Source organism: Pseudomonas sp. 10-1B (assembly GCF_000935045.1).
In the GTDB taxonomy this organism is placed as follows: Bacteria; Pseudomonadota; Gammaproteobacteria; order Pseudomonadales; family Pseudomonadaceae; genus Aquipseudomonas.
The window spans coordinates 1-26,084 of sequence record NZ_JYKS01000063.1 but is presented as its reverse complement, the minus strand read 5'-3'; the positions used below and the strand labels follow the sequence as shown (position 1 = coordinate 26,084).

The window sequence follows — 26,084 nt, the reverse complement described above, 5'->3', positions numbered from 1 at the left end:
CGCGCTGGATTCTTCGCGGGCAAGCCCGCTCCTACACAGGTACTGCGCAGGCTTCGGGCTCACGCTACCCGTGTAGGAGCGGCTTTAGCCGCGAACACCGGCAACGCCGGTGCCATCCACCGCGCTGGATTCTTCGCGGGCAAGCCCGCTCCTACACAGGTACTGTGCAGGCTTCGGGCTCACGCTATACCTGTGGGAGCGGCTTTAGCCGCGAACACCGGCAACGCCGGTGCCATCCACCGCGCTGGATTCTTCGCGGGCAAGCCCGCTCCTACACAGGTACTGTGCAGGCTTCGGGCTCACGCTACCCGTGTAGGAGCGGCTTTAGCCGCGAACACCGGCAAAGCCGGTGCCATCCACCGCGCAGGATTCTTCGCGGGCAAGCCCGCTCCCACAGGTGCTGTAGGAGCCTTGTGTCGCGATACCAGGCTTATTGCACAACCCCACAAGCCACACGCTCACCACCGCCGCCCAGCTTCTCGGGGTGGTCGCTGTGGTTGTCACCGCCGGCATGCACCATCAGCGCGTGGCCTTTGAAGTCTTCGGCTTTCAGGCGAGGCGCCAGCACCGGATAGGTGGCCTTGCCATCTGGTCCTACATACAATGCCGGCAGGTCGCCACGGTGGCCGCTGTCATCGTATGGGCCTTTATGGGCGTTCGTGGAGGCCGGGTCCCAATGGCCACCCGCCGCGCCTGCAGGCACGGGTTTACCCCCTTCTTCAGCTGGCGCACACGAAGCCTTTTGATGCAAGTGGAAGCCATGCACGCCCGGAGGCAGGTCCTTGAGGTCGGGAGTGAGCAGCGTGCCATATTTATTCTGCTCGATACTGACAGTCCCGATCGACTTGCCTGGGCCATCGGGACCCGCCAAGGTCAGCTCCACCGTCTGGGCCGCCTGGGCGAGGCCAGCGCTGGCCAGCAATGCGGCAAAAACCACTACTTTCATATCGTTTCTCCATGGCTTGGGCTGTTGGACGTCGTACCCACGTATTTAGGTGGGACTGCACAACCTGCCAGGCATTCCATCCAGCTAAAGCCTGAAACATTTCCCTTACCCGCTAGATCCCGCCGCCCGCCAACAACTGTGTCATCACCTCGGCCAATGCCTTGACCATCACATCTGCCGTCGGCCGGTGCACGATGACGATTTCGTAGCTGTCCACCTCCGGCAACCCCTGCCCTGCCCCCAGCACGCGATGTTCAGCAGTTGCCGCCCGTGGCGGCAACAGGCTGATGCCCATGCCATCGGCGACCGCAGCCTGGATGCCACTGAGGCTGGAACTGGTGAAGCTGATGCGCCAGCGCCGGCCCATACCCTCGATGGCGGTAATCATGTCGTCGCGATACAGGCCGCGTGGCGGGAAGGTCACCAGCGGGATCGGGTCCAGCTCGAAAGATGGCATGCGCGCGCTGTCGATCCATTGCAGGCGCTCTGGCCAGCAGGCCACGCCTTCGCGGCTGTTGCGTCGCTGCTTGAGCAGCACCAGGTCGAGCTCGCCGTTGTCATAGGCCTGGCTGAGGTCGCGGCAAAGGCCGCTGGTCACTTCCAGCTTCACCTGCGGGTGCAGCCGGCTGAACGCCGACAGCGCATTGGTGGTGCGCCCGCCGACGAAATCCTCGGGCACGCCAAGGCGCACGGTAACGCCGACCATGGCCCCGGCCAGGGCTTCGAGCATCTGGTCGTTCAGCGCCAGCATGTGGCGGGCATAGCCAAGCAAGGTCTGCCCGGCATCGGTCGGCAACACATCACGGTTGCCACGCACCAGCAAGCGGTGGCCGACCATGTCCTCGAGGCGGCGCACCTTCTGGCTGATGGTCGATTGGGTCGAGTGCAGGCGGGCGGCAGCGGTGGTGAAGCTGCCGCAATCGGCCACCACGACAATGGCGCGCAGCAGGTCTAGGTCGAACAGGGCTCTATTCGATTTCACGCTGATAGACATCTTGGTATTCAACTTCTGAATGGCAAGACTGACTTCTATCACGCGGCCTCATGCACTGCAACGCACAGGCTCAGTCGCCAAGGGCTACGCCTTCGCGCCGGGGGTCGGCACCGCCTGCCCAGCCCGTGGCGCTGCGCTGGATGATTTGCATGCCGCTGGTCATGGTCATCGGTGTTACCTCATGGCCCCAGGCCGCCAACTGGCGGATCAGCGCCGGGCTGGCCAGCCCCGCCTCCACTTCGGTGCCGGCATTGCGGCTACCGAAGTTGGGCAGGCCAGCGGCCTGCTGCGGGTCGAGTCGCCAATCCAGCAGGCCGACCAGTGCCTTGTTCACGTAACCGATGATCTGCGAGCCACCCGGTGAGCCCAGGCTGGCCACGAGCTCGCCGGAGGTGCGCGAGAACACCAGGGTTGGCGCCATCGCCGACAGCGGCCGCTTGCCCGGCTGCACGCGGTTGGCCACGGGCTTGCCGTGCTCCTGGGGGATGAACGAGAAGTCAGTCAGGTGGTTGTTGAGCAGAAAGCCCTTGACCATCAGGTGCGAACCGAACGCGGCCTCCACCGAGGTGGTCATGGCCAGGGCCTGGCCGCTGTCATCCACCGCACTGAGGTGCGAGGTGGAAATGCGCAATGGCGAACGGTCAGGCGCCAGGGCCAGGTCCGCACCTTGCGGCTGGCCCGGGCGCGCTCGCTTCATGCTGTATTCGCCGACCAGCGTGGCACGACTGGCCAGGTAGGCGGAGTCGGTCAGGCCTTTGATCGGTACCGCTACGTAGTCGCTGTCAGCCAGGTACTGGGCGCGGTCGGCGTAGGCCAGGCGTTCGGCCTCGGCGATCAGGTGCACGGCCAGCGGTGGCGCCTCCAGGCCAGCCGCGGACGAGGTCGCCACAGGCCGCAATGTCACCAGGTCGGGCTGCGCTGCAGTCCGCTGCAAGGCTTCGAGAATGCCCAGGGTCTGCAGTACCGCTACCCCACCCGAAGATGGCGGCGGCATGCCGCAGATGCGCCAGGCCTTGTAAGGGCCGCATACTGGCTCGCGCTCCTTGGCCTGATATTGCTGCAGGTCCTGCAATGACAGGTAACCGGCATTGGCGTGGCTACGCACCTTGGCCACGATGGCTTCGGCGATCTCGCCGCGGTAGAACGCCTCGGGGCCTTGGGCGGCAATCTGCTCGAAGGTCTGGGCCAGCTCGGGATTGCGCAGGGATGTTCCCACCGGCAGTGGCCTGCCCTGTTCATCCAGGAAGTAACGAGCCATGGCCGGTGAACGGGCAATGAACGGGTCCCCGGCCAGCAGGGTGTGAAGGCGCTCGGAAACCGGAAAACCGTTGCGCGCCAGCGCGATAGCCGGTGCGAACAGCTCGCGCCAGGGCAGCTTGCCGTGCTGCTCGTGGGCCAACTTCAATGCACGCAGCACCCCCGGCACGCCAACCGAACGCCCGCCGATCTGCGCCGCCCTGAACGGCATTGGCGCACCGTCGGGCTGCAGGAACAGCTTTTCCGTCACGGCCGCCGGTGCAGCCTCACGGCCGTCGAAAGCCTGCACGCGCTTGCCATCCCAGTAGAGGATGAACGCCCCGCCACCGATGCCACTGGATTGCGGCTCGACCAGGGTCAGCACCATCTGCATGGCGATTGCTGCGTCGATAGCGCTGCCACCGGCGCGCAACATCGCCCGCCCCGCCTCGCTGGCCAGTGGGTTGGCGGCGGCGGCCATATGCCTGCTGGCATGCACAGGCTGCAGGCCATTGCGGTAGCCGGAGGCCAATTCGGGTGGCGCGGGCAACACCTGGTCGGCACAGGCCGAGCCACTGGCGGCCGCCAGGCATAGGACGCTCATCAGGGCCATGGGAAATTTCATGGTTTTGCTTCCTGCCATCAACTATTCAGCGAGGCACTGTCGGTCATGCGCAAACTTAACTTCAAGCCCTGGTGTGTTTTTTCTAGGATGCAAGCAAGTTATCGAGGAGCCCACCCCATGCGTCCATCACTCGCAACGCTGCTGTTTGCCCTGTTCACCAGCCTTGCCGCCCACGCCGAGACCAGTACCATGGACTACCGCCTGCACGACGCCGCCCGCCACGATGACGTGCGCACCCTGCAACAGTTGCTGGCACAAGGTGCCCAGCTGGAAAGCCGTGATGACCAAGGGCGTACCGCCCTGCTGGTGGCGACCCATGGCAACCAGGTTGCGGCGGCGAAAGCGCTGATCGAGGCCGGCGCCGACGTGAACGCCAAGGACAACATTGACGACAGCCCGTACCTGTATGCCGGCGCCCGGGGCCTGAACGACATCCTGCGTCTGACCCTGAGCCATGGTGCCGACCTCAAGAGCACCAACCGCTATGGGGGCACCGCGCTGATCCCCGCCGCCGAGCGCGGGCATGTCGAGACCGTGCAAATGCTGATCGATGCCGGGGTGGACGTGAACCACCTGAACCGCCTGCACTGGACTGCGCTGCTGGAGGCAGTGATCCTGGGTGATGGCGGGCCGCGGCATGTGGAGATCGTGCGCCGGCTGCTGGCAGCCGGGGCCGATCGACAGATTGCCGACAAGGACGGGGTGACCGCGCTGGAGCATGCGCGCCAGCGGGGGTATCGGCAGATGGAGACGCTGCTGGCTCGTTAGTTTCCAGCCAGACACGCTCCTACACGCATTGCGTATTGACCGGGCTTTCGCGATTGCAGGTCAGGCCACTTGTTCGAACGGCAGGCCTACATAATTCTCGGCAATATTCACCAACCCCGCTGGCGAGGTGAGGAAGTACTCGCGGTCGGCCTCCTGCATCTTCTGGTCCCAGGCATCCTTGTGGCTGCCAAAATCGTGCAGCAACTGGGTCATGAACCAGCTGAAACGCTCGCCTTTCCACACCCGGCGCAGTGCCAGTGGCGAATACTGCTGCAGCAGGTCGGTGCGCCCTTCGCGGTATACCTTGACCAGGATCCGATACAGGTAGTTGACGTCCGATGCCGCCAGGTTCAGGCCTTTGGCACCGGTAGGCGGGACGATGTGCGCGGCGTCGCCGAGCAGGAACAGATGGCCGTACTGCATGGGCTCGACCACCAGGCTGCGCAGCGGCGCGATGCTTTTCTCCAGCGCCGGGCCGGTGACCATCTGCGCCGCTACCTCCGCCGGCAAACGGGCTTTGAGTTCGTCCCAGAAACGCTCGTCGGACCACTCCTCCACCCGGTCCTGCAAGGGCACCTGCAGGTAGTAACGGCTACGGGTTTGCGAACGCTGGCTGCACAGCGCGAAGCCGCGCTCGTGATGGGCGTAGATCAGCTCATGGTTGACCGGCGGCGTATCCGCCAGCAGGCCCAGCCAGCCAAAGGGGTAGACCCGCTCGTACTGTTTGAGAACGCCTTCGGGGATGCTCTGCCGCGAGACACCGTGGAAACCATCACAACCGGCGATGTAATCGCAGTCCAGCCGGTGCGACTGGCCGTCCTTCTCATACGTCAGGTAGGGCCGCTCGCCCTTGAGTTCATGCGGCTGGACATTGCTGGCCGAATAGATGATCGGCGCGCCGCTGGCTGCACGGGCCTGCATCAGGTCACGGGTGACTTCGGTCTGGCCGTATACCATCACCGTCTTGCCGCCAGTCAGGGCCTTGAGGTCCAGGCGTTGGCGGCGCCCGCCAACCAGCAACTCGACACCTTCGTGCACCAGGCCTTCACGGTCCATCCGCTCGGCCACGCCGGCTTCGCGCAGCAGGTCGACAGTACCTTGTTCCAACACCCCGGCACGGATGCGGCCGAGCACGTACTCGGGCGTCTGGCGTTCGACGATGACGGTGTCGATACCGGCGTTGTGCAGCAGTTGACCCAGCAACAGGCCAGACGGACCTGCGCCAATAATTGCAACCTGAGTTTTCATTGTTGTTGTCTCTGTTCGGACGATACCGGCCCTGGGCTGGCAGTGGAACGGCATCTGCTGTTAGGGTTTGCCCTTGCATTTTTACTGGCAAAAACTGCTGGTTAAGTGTGCTATTCCATATAAAAACTGCACTTTTACAAAAATCGTTCGATTAACGGACAGGCCAGCCCGCATGAAATCCACCCTCCCCGGTGTCCCATTGTTCAAGCTGTATGGCGAAAACCAAGCCTGGCCCGGCACCGACCTGCTGCACTGCGAGTCGATCCCGGCGCGAAGCCGCCTGCACCACTGGGAGATCAAGCCGCATCAGCATGCCGAACTGTTCCAACTGCTGTACGTGCAGCGCGGCCAGGCCCAGGTAGAGATCGAAGGGGTACACAGTGCCATCGGCGAAGCGGCGATCCAGGTGGTACCGCCGATGACCGTGCATGGCTTTCGCTTCAGTGCCGATATCCAGGGGCACGTGCTGACTTTTGGTACGGCACTGGTGGCGATCCTGGAGCAGCGCCTGGGCACGCCGCTGACGGTGCTGGCGCAACCGGCGTGTTACCCGCTGGGCCATGACCGCGTGCACCTGCGCAGCCTGATCGACACCCTGCAGCAGGAGTACCAGGGCAATGCCCCGGCGCGTGCGGCCCTGCTCGAAGCGTTGGTGACCGCGTTGATGGTGTGGATCAGCCGCCGCCAGCAGCTGGTGCAGGCGCCGCGCAACCGCGATGAACGTGACCGCCAGCTGCTGGGGCAGTACTTGCGCCTGGTCGAGGCGCATTACCGCGAGCACCTGTCGGTAGAGGAGTTTGCCGCACGCCTGAATGTTTCCAGCCTGCAATTGAATCAGCTGTGCCGGGCGTTGAGTGGGCAGACGGCACTGCAGGTGGTGCATCAGCGCTTGTTGCTGGAGGCGCGGCGCAATCTTGTCTACACACGGATGAGCATCGGGCAGTTGTCGGATAGCCTGGGGTTCACTGACCCGACGTACTTTGCCCGGTGGTTCAAGCGGTTGAGTGGGCAGACGCCGAATGGGTATCGGCGGGCGCAGCCAGACTGATTTGTGCTCGCCTGTGCCGGCCTCTTCGCGGGCTTGCCCGCTCCCACAGGGACGGCGCCGCCCTCAGGACTGATGTAATACCTGTGGGAGCGGGCAAGCCCGCGAAGAGGCCGGCACAGGCGGCACACATCTTCCCCCTGCTTGACGTAAACGTCAACCTGCCTTCAGGATACCCGCATAACCCCCGCCGAGCCCCAGCATGAGCACCCAGACCTACAGCATTTCCGACCTGTCCCGCGAGTTGGACATCACCACCCGCGCCATCCGCTTCTACGAGGAGCAGGGCCTGCTGAGCCCCGAACGCCGCGGCCTGGAACGTATCTATTCGGCGCGCGACAAGGTCAGCCTGAAGCTTATCCTGCGCGGCAAGCGCATCGGCTTTTCACTGGCCGAATGCCGCGAACTGATCGAGCTGTACGACCCCTCCAGCGGCAACCTCAAGCAGCTCCACAGCATGCTGGCGAAAATCGCCGAGCGGCGTGCCCAGCTGGAACAGCAGATGCTTGACATTCACCAGATGCAACTGGAACTCGACACCGCCCAGGAGCGCTGCGAACAAGCCCTTGCCGCCACCTTGAACAATAAAGACAACCGCTGAACGCCACAGGAAACCCGCCATGCCCTTGCCCAAAGAAGTCCGTCTGGTCGAAGTAGGCCCCCGCGACGGCCTGCAGAACGAAGCCCAGCCCATCAGCGTCGCCGACAAGGTGCGCCTGGTGGACGACCTCACCGAGGCGGGCTTGGCCTATATCGAAGTGGGCAGTTTCGTCTCGCCCAAGTGGGTACCGCAAATGGCCGGTTCTGCCGAGGTGTTCGCCGGCATCCACCAGCGCCCCGGTGTTACCTATGCGGCGCTGGCCCCCAACCTGCGCGGTTTCGAGGACGCGCTGGCGGCAGGGGTGAAGGAAGTGGCGGTGTTCGCTGCCGCTTCCGAAGCCTTCTCGCAGCGCAACATCAATTGCTCGATCAGCGACAGCCTCAAGCGCTTCGAGCCGATCATGGAAGCCGCGCGCAACCATGGCGTACGCATACGCGGCTATGTGTCGTGCGTGCTCGGCTGCCCGTACGAGGGCAAGGTCAGCGCCGAGCAGGTCGCCCCGGTGGCCCGCGCCCTGCACGACATGGGCTGCTACGAAGTGTCGCTGGGTGACACCATCGGTACCGGTACCGCCGGCGATACCCGGCGCCTGTTCGAGGTGGTGTCGGCACAGGTACCGCGCGAGCGACTGGCCGGCCACTTCCACGACACCTACGGCCAGGCCCTGGCCAACGTGTATGCCAGCCTGCTCGAAGGCATCAGCGTGTTCGACAGCTCGGTGGCCGGGCTGGGCGGCTGCCCCTACGCCAAGGGTGCTACCGGCAACATTGCCAGTGAAGACGTGGTCTACCTGTTGCAGGGGCTTGGCATCGCGACCGGCATCGACCTGGACCGGCTGATCGCCGCCGGGCAACGCATCAGCAGTGTGCTGGGCCGCGACAATGGGTCGCGGGTAGCGCGGGCGCGCAGCGCGCAATAAGTCATACGGGTGTCACATGGGCGTGGGTGAAGTGTTACCTCCCCCACGTTTCACAGCAAAAAATCGGGTAACAGGGAAACAAATCGACAGAATTTCAGGTCAGGCGATTTCGACCATATTCGGCAAGTGCTTGATTTTAAAGGATTTGCAAAAGTTGGCACGCACCCTGCTATATCTCTGGTACAACAACAAAAAAAATGTGACACCCAATAAAAACAATAGGTAACGGCTCTGACATAACAAGAACAACACGGCAGAGGCGTAGCAAGCAGATTTTTTTGGAGTCGACACGCTTTTCAGGGGTACGCCCCGCGGTCTGGCACAGAACAATAAAACTACCACAAGGTAGCGGCAGCCAGGTTCGGATCAGCAATGATGAAGGCAGGTCAGCGCTCAAAAAAATACGTTTGCTCTTGACCCCGCATGGGGGTCGCCCGCGACACCAAGACAGGCTGACAAAAACAACAACAGGCTAGTCTCAATAATAAAAAAAGAGCAGGCAACAACGCTTTGAGGGGAGCTTCGGCTCCCCTCAGTGCTTCCTGCCCTCTTCCTCCTTCTGCTTTTCCTCAGCCTGCCCTTCGACCTTCTCTACCAGCAACGGCATCGTGCCCAGTACCAACAGGGCCAGCACCGTGCTGATCAACGCCGTGGCTTCACGGCCCATGCCAGCTGCCGTGCCGATAGCGGCGGTCATCCACAGCCCGGCGGCGGTGGTCAGGCCTTTCACATGGCTGGTGTCCTGGCCGTTACCCTTGAGAATGGTGCCCGCACCAAGAAAGCCGATACCGGCGACAATGCCCTGGATCACCCGGCTCAGCGCCTGCTCGTCGGCCCCGGCCATGCTCGGTGCCAGCACGAACAGCGCGGCGCCCAGCGAGACCAGCATGTGGGTGCGTACGCCGGCCGACTTGCCTTTGGACTCGCGCTCGAAGCCCAGCACGGCACCGAGCACGGCCGCCATCAGCAAGCGCACGAGGATTTGCGTGACCTCGCGGATGTCGGTGACATCGGCGAATTCGGCCTGGATTGCTTGCCAGATCAAGTCCATTGCCTTGTTCCCATGCTGAGCATTGTGTTACCAGGCCCGGCCCCTTCGCGGGCTCGCCCGCTCCCACAGGGTCACCACAAGTTTCAAGAACTGTGAGTACCTGTGGGAGCGGGCAAGCCCGCGAAAGGGCCGGGCCTGCCATCTACAAAGATTGACCTCTGCACACAACGCAAAGTGCCGCTCAGCCTGCTGATGCAGCAACCCGCCCCTCACTGCGGTCCACCCTGTAACCACCCCCAGGAGGATCACCCCATGCCAGTTGAAATCGACGAAGCCACCCGCCGTTGCACACTGATCGGCGAGGACCTGCGCATCGAGGGCGATGGCCCGGCCATCGAAATCATCACCGACGAACAACTGCGCATGTCAGTGGCACTGCTCGCCGGCCAACGCGTGCCGATCACCGAAGCCGAGGCCGACGCACTGACCGTGGCGGGTGCGGTGGATAGCCGCAGGCATCTGAAGGCCAGCGCGCCAGGCTCGGTAATCTGAGGCCTGGCAGGGCCAGGCAGGTAATCTGATATGGTTTTTATCGCAAAACCTGAGCCTGTGCTGATAACAGCCTCGGGGCCATAGTGCTCATGCCTGATCGAGGCCTGATGAGCACCGAGCCATGAACGATAGAATCCCTTTCATAGAGATCGCCACTGCCCCAGCCAACGCCCACCCACGACGCACCGACAGCGGCATCCACACCCGCAGCTTCACTGGGCTGTATCGCAACCTGCGCATCGGCTTCGCCGGCGCCTTGTTCGTGCTGTTCTTCGGCACCGCCTGGCTGGACTGGAACGGCCGCCAGGCCGTGCTGTGGGACTTGGGCAACAGCAAGTTCCACATCTTCGGCGCCACCTTCTGGCCACAGGATTTCATCCTGCTCTCGGCATTGCTGATCATCTGCGCCTTCGGCCTGTTCGCCATCACCGTTTATGCCGGCCGTGTGTGGTGTGGCTACAGTTGCCCGCAAAGCACCTGGACCTGGTTGTTCATGTGGTGCGAGAAGCTCACCGAAGGTGACCGCAACCAGCGCATCAAACTCGCCGCCGCGCCCTGGAGCGTGAACAAACTGGCCCGCCGCACGCTCAAGCACGGCCTGTGGCTGGCCATCGGCGTGCTCACCGGCCTGACCTTCGTCGGCTACTTCACCCCGATCCGCCCCTTGGCGGTGGAACTGTTCACCTTGCAACTGGGCGGCGTGGCACTGTTCTGGGTGCTGTTCTTCACCGCCGCCACCTACATCAATGCCGGCCTGCTGCGCGAGGCGGTGTGCCTGCACATGTGCCCCTATGCACGCTTCCAGAGCGTGATGTTCGACAAGGACACCCTGGCGGTCGCCTATGACCCACGTCGCGGCGAAACCCGCGGCCCGCGCAAGAAAGGCAGCGACGCCCGCGCCCAGGGCCTGGGCGACTGCATCGACTGTACCCTGTGCGTGCAGGTGTGCCCCACCGGCATCGATATCCGCGAAGGCTTGCAAATGGCCTGCATCGGCTGCGCGGCCTGCATCGACGCCTGCGACGGGGTGATGGATAAGATGGGTTACGCCCGCGGCCTGATTGGTTACAAGTCCGAACACAGCCTGCAGGGCGGCACCACCCACTGGCTGCGCCCACGTCTGCTGGGCTACGCCGCTGCGCTGGGGGTCATGATCGCCGCACTGGTGCTGGCCTTGCAGCTGCGCCCGATGGTATCGCTGGACGTGATCAAGGACCGTGGCCTGTTCCGCGAGAATGCCCAGGGCCAGATCGAGAACATCTACCTGCTCAAGGTCATCAACAAGACCGAGCGCACCCAGCACTATGAGCTGCGCCTGCTGGACGCCGATGGTTTCACCTTGCAAGGCAAGACCGCACTGGTGATCCCGGCCGGCGAAATGAGCGAACTGCCGGTGTCGGTGGCGATGCTTGCCGAACGCCCGGCCAACAGTTCGCAGACGCTGAGCTTCGAAATCCGCGAGCGCGACGCCCCCGCCATCCGCAGCGTGGCCCACAGCCGCTTCGTCGCACCGCTGAACCGCTGATCCCTTACACTGATTCTCCACCTTGCCTGCCAGGCTTCGACAGAAGGCCAGAATGAAACGCTACGAACGCTTCGCCGACGACATTGCCGAACTGATCCGCTCGGGGGTGCTGGGCCCCGGCCAGCGCGTGCCCTCGGTGCGCTATGCCAGCCAGACCCACGGGGTCAGCCCTTCCACCGTGTTCCAGGCCTACTACCTGCTGGAACGGCGTGGGCTGATCCGCGCCCGGCCGCGCTCAGGCTACTTCGTCAACGCTCACGCCCCGCGCCATTTCAGCGAACCACAGGCATTGCAGCCGGTCAGCGAGTCCACCGATGTCGACGTCAGCGCGCTGGTGTTCTCGATCCTCGACTCGATCAAGGACCCCAACACCGTGCCATTCGGCTCGGCCTTCCCCAGCCCCGAGCTGTTCCCGCTGCAGCGCCTGTCGCGCTCGCTGGCCAGCGCCAGCCGCAGCATGGACCCGCGCATGGTGGTGACCGACCTGTCGCCCGGCAACCCGCAACTGCGTCGGCAGATTGCCCTGCGCTACATGGTTGGCGGGCTGATGTTGCCGATGGAAGAACTACTGATCACCAACGGCGCGCTGGAAGCCCTGAACCTGTGCCTGCAGGCCGTCACCCAGCCCGGTGACCTGGTGGCCATCGAGGCACCGGCGTTCTATGCCTGCCTGCAGGTGCTGGAGCGGCTCAAGCTCAAGGCCGTGGAAATCCCCGTGCACCCGCGCGGGGGCATGGACCTGGACGTACTGGCGCAGACTTTGGAAAAGCACCCGGTAAAAGCCGTGTGGTGCATGACCAACTTCCAGAACCCGGTGGGCGCGAGCATGCCGGAGGCGAAGAAGCAGGCGCTGGTGGAGCTGCTGGCACGCCATCAGGTGCCGTTGATCGAGGACGACGTGTACGCCGAGCTGTACTACGCGCAACAGGCCCCCAAGCCGGCCAAGGCCTTCGACACCCAAGGCCTGGTGATGCACTGCGGCTCGTTCGCCAAAAGCCTGGCACCTGGCTACCGCATCGGCTGGGTGGCAGCCGGGCGCTTTGCGCAAAAGATCGAGCGACTCAAGCTGATGACCTCGCTATGCGCGTCGATGCCGGCCCAGGCCGCCATCGCCGACTACCTGCAGCACGGCGGCTACGACCGCCACCTGCGCAAGCTGCGCTACTCCCTGGAAGGCCAGCAGGCCAACATGCTCGCGGCCATCGCCCGTCACTTTCCGGCGCAGACGCGGGTCAGCCAGCCCTCCGGCGGCTACTTCCTGTGGCTGGAGCTGCCCGAACAGATGGACGCCCTCAAACTGTTCCACATGGCCCTGGCCCAAGGCATCAGCATCGCCCCCGGGCCAATTTTCTCGCCCACACGGCGCTTCGGCAATTGCATCCGCCTGAACTACGGCAGCCCCTGGCATGATGGTGCCGAACAGGCCATGGAAACCCTCGGGCGAATCATTCGCTCGTTCTGATGGGCGCCTGGATCAGCGCCCGCCGCCCAGGTCGATGAAACTGCCAGTGGAGTAGGAGGCCTTGTCCGAAAGCAACCAGAGGATGGCCTCGGCCACTTCCTCGGGGCGCCCACCGCGGCCCATGGGCAAGCCGGGTTCCAGCTTGCTGACCCGGTCAGGGTCGCCGGATAGCGCATGGAAACCGGTATGGATGTAACCCGGGCGTACGCCGTTGACCCGCACGCCCTCGCCCGCCACCTCTTTGGCCAGGCCGATGGTGAAGGTATCGAGCGCGCCTTTGGAGGCGGCATAGTCGACATATTCGTTGGGCGAGCCCAGGCGTGCGGCCACCGATGACACGTTGACGATGGCCCCACCCTGCCCGCCATGTCGGCGTGCCATGCGCAACAGGGCGTGCTTGGCGCAAAGCATGGGGCCGACGATGTTGGTCTTCATGACCTTGAGTAGGCGGAACTCGGACATGTCCTCGACCCGGCTCTGCTGGCCGATGGTGCCGGCGTTGTTGACCAGCGCGGTGACCGGGCCGAGCTCTTCGTCGACGCGCTGGAACAGTTGGATGACCTCATCCTCGACGCTGGCATCGGCGCGTACGGTGATGGCCTCGACGCCCAGGGCACGGACCTGGCTGAGAATATTTTCGGCGGCCTGGTCGTCGGCGTTGTAGTTGATGCAGATGCGGTAGCCTTGGTGCGCGGCCAACAGCGCGGTGGCGGCGCCGATGCCGCGACTGGCACCGGTGATGACGATGACTTTCTCCATGAACCTGCCAATCGCTTGGGGAAGGGACTATCGACGATAGGCGAAAAGGCCGCACATGGGAATGACCAAAGTCAGCTCAGCTCAATCATTGGCCGAGGTCGGCCATCGGCCGCTCGACAAAGCGAATACTGTCGCGCCCACCCCGCTTGGACTGGTACAACGCCACATCCCCCTGCTCGATCAGCGCCGCCAAACTCGCCGGCGGCTGATCGAACAGGTTGACGCCAATGCTCAAGGTGACCGCCTGCGGCGTCGGCATCGTCTTGCCAGCAAACTGCTGGAATTGTTCCCGCAACACCCCACCCAGTTCCATCACCCCCGCGCTGGTCGCCCTGCTCAGCAGAATGACGAACTCATCGCCGCCCAGGCGCGCCGCCAGCGAGCGCTCGGGTAGCAGCGTGCGAATCATCTCGCTCAGGGCAATCAGCAAGCGGTCCCCCGCCACATGCCCGTGCAGGTCGTTGACCAGCTTGAAATTGTCGATGTCGATCAACAGCAACGCCCCTGGCTGTGCCGGGCTCACATCCTTGAAGAAATGCATCGCCCGCACCTCCAGCGCGCGCCGGTTGTACAGGGCGGTCAGCGGGTCGCGGGCTGCCAAGCGGGCAATCCGCTCCTCACGCCGGTAACGCACGGTGCCCGTCATCGACAAGGCGATCAACATGATCGCCATCACCCCTTCGACCAAGGAAACCTGAATGATCAGCCCGCCAAAGGTCGCCAGATCGATCAGCGTACCCGGCATGACCGCGATCAGCGCCTTGGCCACGTAGAACAGCCCATGAATCAGCAACACATAGCGCAACTGCACCGCGCCGACACTCAGCGACTTGCCATGGGGCCGCAACAGGAAGCTGGCCTTGAGCGTCAGCAGCGCCACCAGCGACGAATTGACCATCAGCATCACCTTCGACCACTGCGGCCCCACGGGCAACAGCAGCAAGGCGAACCACACCAGGACGACCAGTAGCCAAGTAGGTGACAGACGCACCTGGGTAAAGCGCAACACCCCCGCCAGGAAGAACCAGTGCGCCACTACCAGCAAACCATTGGCGAACCAGATACCGATCAGCAGCAAGCCGATGCCCCGCAGCAAAGCCAGGGTGGAGCCGATCATGATGGTGGCAAAGCCTGCGCTCCACAGCAGCAGCGACGGCTCGCCAACGCTGCGCCATTCGACCGCCAGATACAAGGCAGCCGCGGCGGCCAGGGCAATCGAGAGGGTCAGCATCGTGGATGGATCAAGCGCCATATACGGATCGGCCTATCTGGTTAACGATTAAAAGGGCCCGATTGTATGCGCTGACGATGACTTTTCAGAGGGGCCGTGCACACTTGACTGCACAGGATAGCCCAGCCCGTGCGCAGGCGATGTCATATTGACATCGGCGTGTCATTCGCACCACAGAAATCGCTGTCGTAATGACAACAACCCGGCGCAACAGCCCGGTTTGCAAGGGCTGACCACTTGGCACGAAAGCTGAACCGTTCTCTTTCGCCAATACCTGCCTTGCGGATAATCATCATGAAAACGCTCCTCCTCCCTCTGGCGATGAGCCTGTCCATCGCCCTGCCCGCCTGCGCCGACGAGGTGCTGTCGGCAAGCCCCGACAATACCATCGGCTATGGCGCTGGCGGCGTCAGCGGCCTGATGCTCGGTGCCGCGCTGGGCGGCCCGTTCGGGGCCGTCGCTGGCGCCGTCCTGGGCGCATTTGGCGGTGCTGCCGTACAACAAGGCAGCGGGCACAGCGACCAGGCCTACGTGGTGCGCCACGACGACGGCAGCACACAGCGCTATCGCTCGCCCAATGCCCGCTTCAAGCCCGATGATCAGGTGCAGGTGAGCGGTATTCGCCTGGCCCCGGCACAGTAGGCCGTTGCCTATGGCTGAAAACCCGCCCGTGGGGCAGCGAAAGGCTCGCAAAGCCCCCCTCGATTTCAGCCCACCACTATTGCTGGGGCTGCTATGCAGCCCATCGCCGGCAAGCCAGCTCCCACAGGGACCGCGCAGCATTCAGGAGTTGCGCGACCCTGTGGGAGCTGGCTTGCCGGCGATGGGCCGCAAAGCGGCCCCAAGCTGGGTGATGGGGCAATACCTCAGAGCACCCGCTTGATCAACGGCTCCAGCCGGCTATAGCGCAGCCGCCGCAAGAACTTGCGCACTTCCTTGGGGTGCTCGGCCTTGATACCCAGCGCTTCTGCCGAGCCAATCTCCGGCGCATGCTGGCGCAGCGCCGCCAGCTCCGCTTCCCGTGGTACCAGCCATTGCCCCAGGGGGTCATCGATCAGCAGGCCGTTCTCCAGGTCCAGGTTGAACCCCCGTGGGTTCAGGTTGTTACCGGTCAGCAGCGAATAACGCTGGTCGACCCACACCCCCTTGGCATGGAAGGTATGCCCAGGGTCGTTCCAGATCCGCACTTGCAGTTGGCCGCTGGCAATCGCGACATGGCGGCGCCGGGTGAAGGCGCGCAGGTTGTCTTCGTACAGATACGGCAACGCGCCGCTGGCGCTGAACGGCTCGCCGGGAGCGATGTAGAAGTCGTTGGCCGTGCGGTCACCGACTATCAGCTCCACCCGCACTCCCCGCGCCAGGGCATGGTCGAGCTCGCGTATCAACACCCGCGGCGGGTTGAAATACGGCGTGCTGATGATGACCTGCGTGCGCGCCGCCGCCAGCAAGGTGCACAGTGCCCGGTTCAGCGGGTTGCCACGCCCCACGCCCAACAGCGGAATCACCCGCAGGCCCTGCCCCGCCACCCCGGCCGGTGCCTCGTAGGCCATGCGCCGTAGCCGGGCGCGCAGGCGCCGGATGTCGCCGCGCAGGCTGCGGGTAGAGGGTGGCGCCGGCAGGTCGAGGCGCGGGGTGGCGGTGTGGTGCAGCAAGCGCCGCACCAGCTCGACCATGGCGTCGGCCAGTGCCGCCGACTGGAACAGGTGGTAGCGGTCCAGGCGGTAGCGGTCGAAGCGGTGCAGGTACACGTTGTTCAGGCTGGCGCCGGTGTAGATCACGCAGTCGTCGATGATGCTGCCTTTGAGGTGCAACACGCCGAACAGCTCGCGGGTCTGTACCGGCACGCCGTGTATCACGATGTCCAGCCCGTGGTGCTGGCGCTGGGCCTGGTACCAGGCGGCATTTCCCGGCTGGCGCCCGGCCCCCAGCAGGCCGCGCCGGGCACGAAACCAGTCGACCACGATGGTGATTTCCAGGCCCGGCCGGGCGGCCTTGGCCTGGTACAAGGCATCCAGCACTTCCTGGCCGGCCTCGTCCTCCTGCAGGTACAGCGCAACGATGACGATGCGCCGGGTCGCGGCGCGGATGCGCTCGAGCAGGCAGGCGCGGTAGGCCTTGGCATCGGGCAGCACCTGGATCGACTCGGCCGCCATGGCGTAGCCTGGCAATGCCGCCAGCATGGATTCGGGGTTCACTAACGATCACCTTCTGTGTGCAATCACTGTCGGCCCTGCCAGCCGGCGGGCCATTCCTGGCCGCTGCGCCCGGGGTGTAAGATCGACCCGGCAACGACCTATAACAACAAGAACCACGCGAGGCTGTTTTGCTCACTGCCCCTGACCAACCATGCCTCAGCTTGCACAGGAACAGCGCAATGGTCCACCCCGCTTCTGCATACCTACCGCCTGGCAGGTCAAAAACCTTCGGTTTCCTGATCTTGCCCAATTTCACCACCATTGGCCTGGCGTCGGCGGTGGAGACCCTGCGCATGGCCAACCTGGCCGCACGCCAGCCGCTGTTTCGCAGCGTACTGATCGCTGCGGACGATGCGCCGGTGATGGCCAGCAACGGCATGCGCGTACTGCCCGACTACAGCATCGCCAACGCCCCCGCACTGGATGCCCTGCTGGTGGTCGGCGCCAACCCGATCGACCGCGGCCGTGGCAACCGCCCGCTGATCGACTGGTTACGCCAGCTGGCCCGCCAACGCTTGCCGCTGGGCGGTATCTGCACGGGCAGCTACCTGCTGGCCAAGGCCGAACTGCTCAAAGGTTACCGCTGCACCATCCACTGGGAAGACCTGCCGACGTTGCAGGAACAGTTCCCCGGCATCGTCATCTCCAGCCAGCTGTTCGAACTGGACCGCGACCGTTATACCTGCTCGGGCGGCGTAGCGGCCATGGACATGATGCTGCAGCTAGTGGCCCGCGAGGCCGGCGGCCAGGACATCGCGGCCAAGGCGGCCGAGCTGTTGCTGTGCGACCGGGTGCGTGGCGAGCGCGAACGCCAGCGGGTGCCGCTGCGCACCTTGCTCGGCAGCGCCCAGCCCAAGCTGAGCCAGGTGGTGGCGATCATGGAAGCCAACCTGGAAGAGCCGTTGGGGCTGGAAGAGCTGGCCAGCCTCAACGAGGTGACCGTGCGCCAGCTGGAGCGCCTGTTCCACAAGTACCTGCAACGCACGCCCAGCCAGTATTACCTGGAGTTGCGGCTATCGCGGGCACGGGAGTTGCTGCTGCGCAGCGACGTCCAGGTGCGCGAGGTGGCACTGGCGTGCGGGTTCAGCTCGCCGGCGCATTTTTCCAAGAGTTACAGTCGGTTCTTCGGCTTGTCGCCGCTGGGGGAGCGGCGGCAGGCTTCTTTGCATTGATTGAAAGGTGTGTCTTCTGCACTGGCCCTATCGCCGGCAAGCCAGCTCCCACAGGGATCCCACTGGTTTAGGGATTTGCACTGTACTTGTGGGAGCTGGCTTGCCGGCGATAGGGCCAGTGCAGGCTGATCAATCCTCCAGAGCCGAGTGCGCTGTCTCCCGGCACATCAGCATCGCCAGCAGCGCCACCAGTGCCGCCGCCAGCAAGTACCCCGCCGGTGCCAGCTTGCTACCCGTTACCTGGATCAACCAGGTGGCGATGAATGGCGCAGTCCCGCCAAACAGGGCATTGGCCACGTTGAAGCTGAGGGCGAAACCACTGAAGCGCACACGGGTCGGGAAAATTTCCGCCAGCAGGCATGGCAAGGTCCCGTCGTTCATCGCCAGCATCGCCCCGAAGAAGATCTGGATCGCCAGGATCACCAGCAGCGGCTGCCCGTCGAGCAAGCGGAACAACGGCACGGTCAGCCCCAGGAACAACAGCGACGCCACCACCAGCATGGTCTTGCGGCCAAACTGATCGGACAGCCGCCCCATCAGGAAGATCAAACCGATATAGGTGGCCAGCGATACCGTCGAAGCGATGAACGAGTCGCGCTCGCTCATGCCCATTTCACTGGACAGGTAGGTGGGCATGTAGCTGAGCAGCAGGTAGAACGCCACCGCATTCAGGCAAGTGACACCAATGCCGATGGCCAGGCTGCGCCGGTGTTGGCCCAGCAGTTCGCGCAGCGGCGTCGGGGCCATGCAAACCTTGTTTTCCAGGCGCTGCTCCATCTCCAGGAACTTGGGGGTGTCTTGCAGGCTCATGCGGATGTAGCGCCCCACCAACCCGAACGGCGCAGCCAGCAGGAACGGCAGGCGCCAGCCCCACTCATGCAAGGCCTCGCTGCTGAGCGACTCGTGCAGCACTGCCACGAACGCCGCGCCGAACAGCAACCCCGCCGCCGTGCTGGCCGGGACGATACTGGTGTACAGGCCGCGCCTGCCGGGCGGCGCGTATTCGGCAAGGAAGGCGGCGGCACCGGCGTATTCGCCCGAAGCGGAAAAGCCCTGCACCAGGCGAATCAGCAACAGCAGGCACGGCGCCCACAGGCCGATTTGCGCATAGCCTGGCAACAGGCCGATGCAGAAGGTCGACACCGACATGATCAGGATCGACCACGACAACGCGTTGCGCCGGCCATGGCGGTCACCGAAGTGGCCCCAGACGATGCCGCCCAGCGGGCGCACCAGGAACGACAGGGCGAATACCGCGAAGGTCGCCAGCAAGCCGGTGGTCTTGTCGGTTTGCGGGAAGAAGGTGGCGGCGATGATGGTGGCCAGGTAGCCGTAGGCGGCGTAGTCGAACCATTCGACGAAGTTGCCCATGAAACTGGCCCGGGCGGCCTTGCGCAAGGCCTGACGTTCGGCGCCATGAGCGGCGCCTTCGAGGGTGGAAGCGTTCAGGGTGGTGCTGGACATGACGGGGTACCCTCTGGTTCTTTTAATTGGAGGCAGGGTCTGGTGGTCATACAGTGATATTTTTGTTGTCTGCACTGGCCTCATCGCCGGCAAGCCAGCTCCCACAGGGTCCTCCACAGGTGCTGAATGCTGCGCAGTACCTGTGGGAGCTGGCTTGCCGGCGATGAGGCAGTGTCGGTCCTTATTTGCGAATGATGTTGTGCTCCGGCCCATACGGGAATTTGGTGATGTTCTCGGCACCGTTGTCGTTGACGATCAGGATGTCATGCTCGCGGTACCCGCCCGCCCCTGGTCGCCCTTCGGGCAACATGATCATCGGCTCGATCGACACCACCATGCCCGGCTCCAGCACCGTGTCGATGTCTTCGCGCAGCTCCAGCCCCGCCTCGCGGCCGTAGTAGTGGCTCAAGGTGCCGAACGAGTGGCCATAACCGAAGGTGCGATACTGCAGCAGGTCATGGCGCAGGAAGATCTCGTTCAGCTCCCGGGCGATGTCACTGCAACGCATACCTGGCCGTACCAGTTGCAACCCGGCTTCGTGCACTTCGACGTTGGCCTGCCACAGGCGCAGGTACTCGTCCGGGCAGTGGTCGAGGAACAGTGTGCGCTCCAGGGCGGTGTAATAGCCGGCGATCATCGGGAAGCAGTTGAGGCTGAGGATCTCGCCCTTGCCGACCCGACGGCTGGTTACCGGGTTGTGTGCGCCATCGGTGTTGAGCCCGGACTGGAACCAGGTCCAGGTGTCCATCAACTCGGCGTCCGGGAAGCGCCTGGCGATTTCACGGACCATCGCCTGGGTGGCATGCAGCGCCACTTCGTATTCAGGCACATCCTCGCGCAGCGCCTCGACCACCGCCGCCCCGCCGATATCGGCCACCTGGGCACCGTGGCGGATCAGTGCCTGCTCCTCGGCCGACTTGATCATGCGCATGCGCATGCACGGCGCGCCGATATCCACTAGCTCGGCCTTGGGGTAGCAGGCGGCGAGCTTGCCATGGTTCTGCAGGTTGAGGTGGTCGTACTCCACTCCGATGCGTGAGGCCAACGGCAGCGCCTGCTGGATGGCGACGAAGAAGTTGTCGCGCTGCCAGTCGGTGTAGACGATGTTGTCGCTGCCGACCGTGCGCCGCCAGGGTTGCCCGCCATCGATGTTGGCACTGATCGAGACCACCTTGTCCTGGGTCACCACCAGCGCATAGGGGCGGCCGAACGAGCAGTAGAGGAAATCGCTGTAGTAGTTGACGTTGTGATACGAGGTGAAGATTGCCGCCTCGATGTCCTGCTCGGCCATGTAGGCCCGCAGACGGGCGTGGCGGGCAGCGTATTCCTGGGCGGAAAAGGTCGGCTGTACCTTGTCGCCGTTGCGGATTTTCAGGGTCTTGGGCATTTGCATGGTCGGGGTTCCTTGTCGTTGTGAGCACGCTGTTCAGGCCGGCCGCCTTGAAAGCATTGCAACAGAACGAACGAGGACGCTTTTGTATCTATCCGACCTGAAATTGGCGGGATTGCCAATGGCCTTGGGGGGCTGCTTTGCAGCCCATCGCCGGCAAGCCAGCTCCCACAGGGATCGCGCAATTCCTGAACTCTGCGCGGTACCTGTGGGAGCTGGCTTGCCGGCGATGGGGCGCAAAGCGCCCCCAATTTCCAGCGAGGTTATTTCAGGTCAAAGCGATCCAGCTCCATAACCTTCTCCCAGGCCGCCACAAAGTCCCGGACGAACTTGTCACCGCCATCACCACTGCCATACACCTCGCTCAACGCCCGCAACTGGGCATGGGAGCCGAACACCAGGTCTACCCGGCTGCCGGTCCACTTCACCTGCCCGGTCTTGCGGTCGCGGCCTTCGAAGGTTTCGTTGTCCGCCGAGGTCGGCCTCCATTCCACGCCCATGTCCAGCAGGTTGCGGAAGAAGTCATTGCTCAAGGTGCCGACCTTGTCGGTGAACACGCCCTGCTGGTTGCCGCCATGGTTGGCCCCCAGCACGCGCAAGCCACCGATCAGCACGGTCAGTTCCGGCGCAGTCAGGGTCAGCAACTGGGCCTTGTCCAGCAGCAGCTTCTCGGCCTTGACGCTGTAGCGCTCCTTGGTGAAGTTGCGGAAGCCATCGGCCAGCGGTTCCAGCACGGCAAACGACTCGACATCGGTCTGCTCCTGGGAGGCATCGGCACGCCCCGGGCGGAACGCCACGTTGACGTTATGCCCGGCGTCCTTGGCGGCCTTTTCCACCGCAGCGGCGCCGGCCAGGACGATCAGGTCGGCCAGGGAGATCTTCTTGCCACCGGCATTGAATTCGGCCTGGATCTGCTCCAGTGCCGCCAGCACCTTGCCGGTGCCCTGGTTGGCCGGCCAGTCCTTCTGCGGCGCCAGGCGCAGGCGGCCACCGTTGGCCCCGCCACGCTTGTCCGAACCACGGAAGGTCGAAGCCGCTGCCCAGGCAGTGGCAACCAGCTCGCCAACGCTCAGGCCCATGGCCAGCACCTTGGCTTTGAGCGCGGCAATGTCCTGCTCGCCCACCAGCGGGTGGTCGACTTTGGGGATCGGGTCTTGCCACAGCAGCTCTTCGTTAGGCATTTCCGGACCCAGGTAGCGCGCCAATGGGCCCATGTCACGGTGGATCAGCTTGTACCAGGCACGGGCGAAGGCATCCGCCAACTGGTCTGGGTTGTCCTTGAAGCGGCGGGCGATCGGCCCGTAGATCGGGTCGAAACGCAGGGCCAGGTCAGAGGTGAGCATCGACGGTGCATGGCGTTTGGCCGGGTCGTGGGCATCCGGTACGGTACCTGCGCCCTTGCCCTCCTTCGGCCGCCACTGGTGGGCGCCTGCCGGGCTCTTGGTCAGCTCCCACTCGAAGTTGAACAGGTTGTTGAGGTACTCGTTGCTCCATTTCGTGGGGGTCGAGGTCCAGATCACTTCCAGGCCGCTGGTGATGGTGTCCCCGCCCTTGCCGGTGCCATATTTGTTGGCCCAGCCCAGGCCTTGCAGTTCCAGGCCTGCCGCTTCCGGCTCGGCGCCGACATTGTCGGCGGGGCCAGCACCGTGGGTCTTGCCGAAGGCGTGGCCGCCGGCGATCAGGGCTACGGTTTCTTCATCGTTCATGGCCATGCGGCCGAAGGTGTCACGGATGTCCTTGCCCGAGGCCACCGGGTCGGGGTTACCCTCCGGGCCTTCCGGGTTCACGTAGATCAGGCCCATCTGCACCGCAGCCAGCGGGTTTTCCAGGTTGCGTTCGCTACCGAGGTCGCGGCTTTCCTCCTCGGGGCGCTTGGCCGGCTCGGCCACCAGGTCGCCCTGGCCTGGCGGCTGGGCCTTGACCTGTTCCTTGCCATAGCGGGTATCACCGCCCAGCCAGACCTTTTCCGAACCCCAGTACACATCTTCGTCCGGCTCCCATACATCGGCGCGGCCGCCGGAGAAGCCGAAGGTCTTGAAGCCCATGGATTCGAGGGCGACGTTACCGGTGAGCACGATCAGGTCGGCCCAGGAGATCTTGTTGCCGTACTTCTGCTTGATCGGCCACAGCAGGCGCCGGGCCTTGTCCAGGCTGACGTTGTCCGGCCAGCTGTTGAGTGGTGCGAAACGCTGCTGGCCAGAGCCTGCGCCCCCACGGCCATCGCCGATGCGGTAGGTACCGGCACTGTGCCAGGCCATGCGGATGAACAGTGGGCCGTAGTGGCCGAAGTCAGCGGGCCACCAGTCCTGGGAGTCGGTCATCAAGGCGGTCAGGTCTTTTTTCAGAGCCTGAAAGTCGAGGCTCTTGAACGCCTTGGCGTAGTCGAAGTCCGGGTCCATCGGGTCGGACTTGGACGAATGTTGGTGAAGAATCCTCAGGTTGAGCTGGTCAGGCCACCAGTCACGGTTGCTGGTGCCGCCACCTGCGGTTTGATGGAACGGGCATTTCGATTCATTCGACATCTGCGGGTACCTTTGGGTCGGTTATCCAGATTTCCGGTCTAATGCCAGGTGTTCTTTCAGCCGAGCGCGTGGGCTCGTGCTACCCCTCATCAGGTCTACACGGGGCTGGCGAAACTGTCGCGGCGGCTCGGCACGGCCTTGCACGCAGGTGCAGGCACGCCGCCCACTCGCGGAATTCGCGGGGCCACGGGAAAGACTAGCCGAGCTTGGGCAGAGGTCTAATAGAGTGGCTATTGAGCGCTGATAGGCTCGCTCTGTCAGGGTTTTGCGGCACCAGCCCTTTCGCGGGCGAACCCGCTTCCACAAGGTACTGCGCAGGGTTTACTTGCCCCGCTGCATCCACGCCGCCCCCAGCCCACTGAGGCAGATCACCGCAATACCCACCAGGCTCAGGGTGTCTGGCACCTGGCTGTAGACCACGAGCCCGAGCAGCCCGGCGAACACGATCTGGCAGTAGCTGAACGGGGCCAGCAACGCCGGCGCCGCATGGCGGAAGGCCTGGGTCAGCAGCAGGTGCGCGGTCATGCCGAAGCCACCCAGCGCCAGCATCAGCAGCGCATGGTCCCAACGTGGCATCTCCCAGAAGAACGGCACCAGTGCACTCATCGCCAGGGTGTTGCACAGCCCAGCATAGAAGTTGCTGGTGGTCGGGCTGTCATGGGCGGCCAGAATGCGTGTCAGCAGCTGGTAGAAGCAGAAACCCAGCGCTGAGCCGAACGGATACAGGATGGCCGGGGTGAACATCGCCCCACCCGGGTGCACCACCACCAGCACGCCGATGAAACCCATTACCACCGCCACCCACTGCCCCACCGTCACCCGCTCTTTCAGCAGCGGTGCCGACAGCGCGGTCACCAGCACCGGGGCGAGGAAGTTGACCGCAGTGGCCTCGGCCAACGGCAGGTATTGCAGGCCAGTGGTGAACAGCAGGCTGGTACTCAGCAAGCTCAAGGCGCGCAGGGTCTGCAACAGCGGGCGGCGGGTGCGCAGCACGTTGAGGCCGGACTTGGGCAGGAAAATGCCGGCCATCAGCAACGTATGCACCACATAACGCGCCCACACCACCATGATGATCGGGTACAGACCGCCGAGGAACTTGGACAGGGCATCGTGACTGGCAAACAGGAACGTCGCCACCACTACCAGGGCGATACCGCGCAGGGGTTGGTTGACGCCGGACAGCGGGGTGCTGGAACTCATGGCTCTCTCGATGACGGCGCGGCTCCATGCAGCGCCCTGGGAAGGCCGCGCAGGCATGGCCTGGCGGATGCAACAGCTCGAATTCTAGAAGAGATGCCGAAGAATAAGGAAGTTCAATTGCCGCTTGTCCAGGGCGATTGCAATTTTTGTTCGCTGATCGACCACTTTGTGCCTTGCACGCATGGCTCGTGCCGTGTGGATCGTCGACCATCGACCGTGCCCCCCAACCTACAAGGAATTTACATGCAAAGGCTCACCACCCGTAACGGCCTGGACCTCCCTGCGATCGGCCTTGGCACCTGGCCGATGACTGGCAGCGAATGCACCCAGGCCGTGCGCCAGGCGCTGGAAGTGGGTTACCGGCACATCGACACCGCCACCGCCTATGACAACGAAGCGGCCGTCGGCCAGGCCCTGCGCGACAGCGACGTGCCGCGCGAGCAGATCCATCTGACCACCAAGGTGTGGTGGGACCGCCTGCAGCCCAAGGCCATGCGCCAGTCGCTGGAGGACAGCCTGCGCGCGCTGGGCACCGAGCAGGTCGACCTGTTCCACATCCACTGGCCCGGCAAGGACTGGGACCTGGCCCGCAGCATCGAAACTCTGGTAGCGCTGCGTGACGAGGGCAAGGCGCGCAGCATTGGCGTGGCCAACTTCCCGCTGGGGCTGTTGCGCCAGGTGGTCGAAACCCTGGGCGCGCCGTTGTCGGCGATCCAGGTGGAATACCACGTGCTGCTCGACCAGCAAGCGTTGCTCGACTACGCCCGCCGCCACGATCTGTTGCTCACCGCCTATACCCCACTGGCCCGCGGGCAGGCGGCGGCGCAGCCGGTGATTCAGGCGATCGCCCGCAAGCATGGTGTGCTACCCAGCCAGGTGGCACTGAAGTGGTTGCTGGACCAGGACGGCGTGGCGGCGATCCCCAAGGCCAGCAGCCGCGACAACCAGTTGGCCAACCTGGCGGCGTTGAACGTGCAACTGGATGATGAAGACCGCGCGGCGATTGCCGGGTTGGCGAAGGACCAGCGCGTGGTCAACCCGGAGTTTGCGCCGGACTGGAACAGCTGAGTGCTGCTCCGTATCTAACAGCCGACGCGACTCTGTGGGAGCAACGGTCTTGTATTTGCCTGGACTGGCCTCATCGCCGGCAAGCCAGCTCCCACAGGTACCGCATAGGCCTCAAGCCCTCTGCAGCACCTGTGAGAGCTGGCTTGCCGGCGATGAGGCCAGTCCAGACAA

The 26,084-nt window shown here is 64.0% G+C and carries 23 protein-coding genes; 10 read left to right on the top strand and 13 right to left on the bottom strand.

The window, feature by feature from the left end; translation table 11 throughout:
* Positions 1 to 430 precede the first annotated feature (430 nt).
* The 3 genes from sodC to ggt all read right to left on the bottom strand — a co-directional run bounded on the left by sodC (position 431) and on the right by ggt (position 3,801).
* The gene (gene sodC, locus TZ03_RS25680) at positions 431 to 946 is read right to left on the bottom strand and encodes a superoxide dismutase family protein (RefSeq protein WP_051101176.1); all 516 of its coding nucleotides are present in this window, start codon (positions 944 to 946) and stop codon (positions 431 to 433) included.
* A gap of 112 nt (positions 947 to 1,058) precedes the next feature.
* Positions 1,059 to 1,940 carry a LysR substrate-binding domain-containing protein gene (locus TZ03_RS25675; protein WP_051101178.1) on the bottom strand — a complete coding sequence of 294 codons (882 nt, stop codon included), beginning with the start codon at positions 1,938 to 1,940 and terminating at the stop codon, positions 1,059 to 1,061.
* 70 nt (positions 1,941 to 2,010) lie between these two features.
* The gene (gene ggt, locus TZ03_RS25670) at positions 2,011 to 3,801 is read right to left on the bottom strand and encodes a gamma-glutamyltransferase (protein WP_051101175.1); all 1,791 of its coding nucleotides are present in this window, start codon (positions 3,799 to 3,801) and stop codon (positions 2,011 to 2,013) included.
* 117 nt (positions 3,802 to 3,918) lie between these two features.
* Between ggt and TZ03_RS25665 the strand changes: the two genes are divergently transcribed.
* The gene (locus TZ03_RS25665; protein WP_051101174.1) at positions 3,919 to 4,569 is read left to right on the top strand and encodes an ankyrin repeat domain-containing protein; all 651 of its coding nucleotides are present in this window, start codon (positions 3,919 to 3,921) and stop codon (positions 4,567 to 4,569) included.
* A 60-nt stretch (positions 4,570 to 4,629) separates the two neighbouring features.
* Here TZ03_RS25665 and pobA read toward each other — a convergent pair whose 3' ends face one another.
* Positions 4,630 to 5,817, bottom strand: coding sequence for a 4-hydroxybenzoate 3-monooxygenase (gene pobA / locus TZ03_RS25660; RefSeq protein ID WP_051101173.1), 1,188 nt, complete (start codon positions 5,815 to 5,817; stop codon positions 4,630 to 4,632).
* A gap of 172 nt (positions 5,818 to 5,989) precedes the next feature.
* Between pobA and TZ03_RS25655 the strand changes: the two genes are divergently transcribed.
* The 3 genes from TZ03_RS25655 (at position 5,990) to TZ03_RS25645 (ending at position 8,382) form a co-directional block, all read left to right on the top strand.
* Positions 5,990 to 6,865, top strand: coding sequence for a helix-turn-helix domain-containing protein (locus tag TZ03_RS25655; RefSeq protein WP_051101172.1), 876 nt, complete (start codon positions 5,990 to 5,992; stop codon positions 6,863 to 6,865).
* A 199-nt stretch (positions 6,866 to 7,064) separates the two neighbouring features.
* Positions 7,065 to 7,463 (top strand): MerR family transcriptional regulator, encoded by a 399-nt coding sequence (locus TZ03_RS25650; protein WP_051101171.1) that lies wholly within the window; start codon positions 7,065 to 7,067, stop codon positions 7,461 to 7,463.
* 19 nt (positions 7,464 to 7,482) lie between these two features.
* On the top strand, positions 7,483 to 8,382 hold the full coding sequence (locus TZ03_RS25645) for a hydroxymethylglutaryl-CoA lyase (protein WP_051101170.1): 900 nt from the start codon (positions 7,483 to 7,485) through the stop codon (positions 8,380 to 8,382).
* A 532-nt stretch (positions 8,383 to 8,914) separates the two neighbouring features.
* Here TZ03_RS25645 and TZ03_RS25640 read toward each other — a convergent pair.
* Positions 8,915 to 9,433 carry an MgtC/SapB family protein gene (locus TZ03_RS25640; RefSeq protein ID WP_051101169.1) on the bottom strand — a complete coding sequence of 173 codons (519 nt, stop codon included), beginning with the start codon at positions 9,431 to 9,433 and terminating at the stop codon, positions 8,915 to 8,917.
* Positions 9,434 to 9,685: 252 nt separating this feature from the next.
* Between TZ03_RS25640 and TZ03_RS25635 the strand changes: the two genes are divergently transcribed.
* From TZ03_RS25635 to mapR, 3 genes are all read left to right on the top strand, one after another.
* On the top strand, positions 9,686 to 9,925 hold the full coding sequence (locus TZ03_RS25635; RefSeq protein ID WP_051101168.1) for a DUF3203 family protein: 240 nt from the start codon (positions 9,686 to 9,688) through the stop codon (positions 9,923 to 9,925).
* Positions 9,926 to 10,046: 121 nt separating this feature from the next.
* A complete protein-coding gene (gene ccoG / locus TZ03_RS25630; RefSeq protein WP_051101167.1) occupies positions 10,047 to 11,450 on the top strand; it encodes a cytochrome c oxidase accessory protein CcoG in 1,404 nt (467 codons plus the stop codon).
* Between the two features lie 52 nt (positions 11,451 to 11,502).
* Positions 11,503 to 12,912, top strand: a complete 1,410-nt coding sequence (gene mapR, locus TZ03_RS25625; protein WP_051101166.1) for a GntR family transcriptional regulator MpaR — start codon at positions 11,503 to 11,505, stop codon at positions 12,910 to 12,912.
* Positions 12,913 to 12,924: 12 nt separating this feature from the next.
* Here mapR and TZ03_RS25620 read toward each other — a convergent pair whose 3' ends face one another.
* The 3 genes from TZ03_RS25620 to TZ03_RS31160 form a co-directional block, all read right to left on the bottom strand.
* Positions 12,925 to 13,671 carry an SDR family oxidoreductase gene (locus TZ03_RS25620; protein WP_051101165.1) on the bottom strand — a complete coding sequence of 249 codons (747 nt, stop codon included), beginning with the start codon at positions 13,669 to 13,671 and terminating at the stop codon, positions 12,925 to 12,927.
* Between the two features lie 85 nt (positions 13,672 to 13,756).
* Complete coding sequence (locus TZ03_RS25615) at positions 13,757 to 14,902, bottom strand: GGDEF domain-containing protein (RefSeq protein ID WP_051101164.1); 1,146 nt, start codon at positions 14,900 to 14,902, stop codon at positions 13,757 to 13,759.
* Positions 14,903 to 15,045: 143 nt separating this feature from the next.
* Positions 15,046 to 15,198 (bottom strand): hypothetical protein, encoded by a 153-nt coding sequence (locus TZ03_RS31160; RefSeq protein WP_160297753.1) that lies wholly within the window; start codon positions 15,196 to 15,198, stop codon positions 15,046 to 15,048.
* Between TZ03_RS31160 and TZ03_RS25610 the strand changes: the two genes are divergently transcribed.
* Complete coding sequence (locus TZ03_RS25610; RefSeq protein WP_051101163.1) at positions 15,197 to 15,544, top strand: hypothetical protein; 348 nt, start codon at positions 15,197 to 15,199, stop codon at positions 15,542 to 15,544. The genes TZ03_RS31160 and TZ03_RS25610 overlap by 2 nt on opposite strands.
* 224 nt (positions 15,545 to 15,768) lie before the next feature.
* On the opposite strand, the gene pssA is transcribed toward TZ03_RS25610, so the two are convergent.
* The gene (pssA, locus tag TZ03_RS25605; RefSeq protein WP_082056725.1) at positions 15,769 to 17,097 is read right to left on the bottom strand and encodes a CDP-diacylglycerol--serine O-phosphatidyltransferase; all 1,329 of its coding nucleotides are present in this window, start codon (positions 17,095 to 17,097) and stop codon (positions 15,769 to 15,771) included.
* A gap of 179 nt (positions 17,098 to 17,276) precedes the next feature.
* Between pssA and TZ03_RS25600 the strand changes: the two genes are divergently transcribed.
* Positions 17,277 to 18,269 carry a GlxA family transcriptional regulator gene (locus TZ03_RS25600; protein WP_051101162.1) on the top strand — a complete coding sequence of 331 codons (993 nt, stop codon included), beginning with the start codon at positions 17,277 to 17,279 and terminating at the stop codon, positions 18,267 to 18,269.
* Between the two features lie 129 nt (positions 18,270 to 18,398).
* Here the strand turns inward: TZ03_RS25600 and TZ03_RS25595 are convergent, their stop codons facing one another.
* From TZ03_RS25595 to TZ03_RS25580, 4 genes are all read right to left on the bottom strand, one after another.
* On the bottom strand, positions 18,399 to 19,733 hold the full coding sequence (locus TZ03_RS25595; RefSeq protein ID WP_051101161.1) for an MFS transporter: 1,335 nt from the start codon (positions 19,731 to 19,733) through the stop codon (positions 18,399 to 18,401).
* A 181-nt stretch (positions 19,734 to 19,914) separates the two neighbouring features.
* A complete protein-coding gene (locus tag TZ03_RS25590) occupies positions 19,915 to 21,126 on the bottom strand; it encodes a M24 family metallopeptidase (protein WP_051101160.1) in 1,212 nt (403 codons plus the stop codon).
* A gap of 260 nt (positions 21,127 to 21,386) precedes the next feature.
* Complete coding sequence (gene katG, locus TZ03_RS25585; RefSeq protein ID WP_051101159.1) at positions 21,387 to 23,645, bottom strand: catalase/peroxidase HPI; 2,259 nt, start codon at positions 23,643 to 23,645, stop codon at positions 21,387 to 21,389.
* A 321-nt stretch (positions 23,646 to 23,966) separates the two neighbouring features.
* A complete protein-coding gene (locus tag TZ03_RS25580; protein WP_051101158.1) occupies positions 23,967 to 24,845 on the bottom strand; it encodes a DMT family transporter in 879 nt (292 codons plus the stop codon).
* Between the two features lie 243 nt (positions 24,846 to 25,088).
* Between TZ03_RS25580 and TZ03_RS25575 the strand changes: the two genes are divergently transcribed.
* A complete protein-coding gene (locus tag TZ03_RS25575) occupies positions 25,089 to 25,913 on the top strand; it encodes an aldo/keto reductase (protein ID WP_051101157.1) in 825 nt (274 codons plus the stop codon).
* The last annotated feature ends 171 nt before the right edge of the window (positions 25,914 to 26,084 follow it).